We start from the raw sequence: 957 nt of genomic DNA on the forward strand, positions 1-957 counted from the left end.
AAATGGCGCCAACGCACGGTGCGCGGCGGCCTAAATCTGGCGGGCGCATGCCAACACAACAGACACCATGTGTTCGCTCGTCAGCGACAGACGCCAGCGTGTCGCGGCGATCGCGCTCCGCGTGACTGGGGAAACAGGGGGAGCCGTGATGCGCGCGGTACGTTCAGTACGCGCAATGCGATTGGGGGTGGAGCTTGCCCACGAAGGAGGTACGCGCGCGGCGCAACCGCGATCCCGGCGGCGCGGTGCGTTCCGCGCTGTACCGGAACGCGATCACTTCACGTAGATCGTGATCTTCTTGGAATAGATCGGCGGGTTGTGCGGGATGTGCTTGTCATCGGCCATCAGCAACTGCAGGGTGTGCTTGCCCGGTGGCAGTTCGATCGTGGTCTCGGTCTCGCCGGCGCCGAAATGCACATGGTTGCGATCGTTAGGAATTTCCTTGTCCATCGGCGGCAAGTCTGTATCGATCAACAGATGGTGATGACCCGTGTTGGGAAACTTCACGCCACGCGGCGCCACGCCCATGCCGCGCAGCCCGAACCACACTTTGATCGGCTTGCCCGCCGGCAGGACCTGGTTGTTGTTGGGGAAGCCGATGTACAGGTAGGCATTGGACGGCGCGGGCGTCGGACCCGCGATCGCGCTGCCCGGCATGACACCGTTCAGAAGCAGGCTGGCGGCGAGCGCGGCAGCAGATATGAGCTTACGCATGGACTCTCTCCCGTATCGTGCCGCCGGCCCGGCGGCCCGGGCCTTATCGAACGGTGATGGTTATCTTCTTGGAGTAGATCGGCGGATCGTGGGGCTTATGGTCCTTGTCGCCGAGCAGCAACTGCAAGGTGTGTTTGCCTGGCGGCAGCTCGATCCGCGCCTCGGTCTCGCCCGCGCCAAAGTGCACGTGGTTCCGGTCGTTCGGAATCTCCTTGTCCATCGGCGGCAGGGCAGTGTCGATCA

General features: G+C 63.5%; 2 protein-coding genes. Both read right to left on the reverse strand.

What is annotated here, in order from left to right; genetic code table 11:
• Positions 1-273: 273 nt before the first annotated feature.
• Positions 274-714 (reverse strand): DUF4399 domain-containing protein, encoded by a 441-nt coding sequence (locus CF70_RS04430; protein ID WP_035860917.1) that lies wholly within the window; start codon positions 712-714, stop codon positions 274-276.
• Between the two features lie 43 nt (positions 715-757).
• Positions 758-957, reverse strand: a 200-nt coding sequence (locus CF70_RS37320; RefSeq protein WP_035860921.1) for a DUF4399 domain-containing protein, incomplete at its 5' end; no start/stop codon positions are given.

It is taken from the genome of Cupriavidus sp. SK-3, assembly GCF_000611145.1.
Classification (GTDB): domain Bacteria; phylum Pseudomonadota; class Gammaproteobacteria; order Burkholderiales; family Burkholderiaceae; genus Cupriavidus.